This window comes from Methylobacterium ajmalii, assembly GCF_016613415.1.
Classification (GTDB): Bacteria; Pseudomonadota; Alphaproteobacteria; order Rhizobiales; family Beijerinckiaceae; genus Methylobacterium; species Methylobacterium ajmalii.
The window spans coordinates 80,144-80,659 of record NZ_JACWCT010000066.1 but is presented as its reverse complement, the minus strand read 5'-3'; the positions used below and the strand labels follow the sequence as shown (position 1 = coordinate 80,659).

The 516-nt window shown below is 69.6% G+C and carries 1 pseudogene; it reads left to right on the top strand.

What is annotated here, in order from left to right:
- Positions 1-516: pseudogene (locus HPY23_RS12620) on the top strand (hypothetical protein); the annotation flags it as partial.

The window sequence follows — 516 nt, the reverse complement described above, 5'->3', positions numbered from 1 at the left end:
ACCGCCGCGAGCTCCGGCATCGACGGCATGACCAAGCTGTTCCAGACCGCCCAGGGCCTGGCGAACTCCGCCGCCGCCGAGAGCGATCCGACCCGCCGCAACACCCTGACCACCCAGTTCAACACCGTCCTCTCCCAGGTCGACGAGTTGATGAAGAACTCGGGCTACGGCGGCACCAACCTGCTCAACGGCGACAAGCTCTCGGTGTCGTTCGACGCCAAGTCGACCACCTCGACCCTGTCGATCCAGACGAATGCCGGCTCGATGGGCACCGGCGCCCTGACCTCGAACAACCTCGGCGTGGCGACGGCGGCGGCCGGCGCGTGGACCAACGCGACGACGGTGGCCGGCGGCACCTCGGCGACGACCAACACGGTCGGCGACGCGGCGATCGCCACCAAGCTGACCCAGCTGAGCACCGCGATCAGCACGCTGCGGACGGAGGCCAGCGGCCTCGGCTCGACGCAGGCGATCGTGGCGGCGCGCCAGGCCTTCACGACCTCGATGGTCAACACG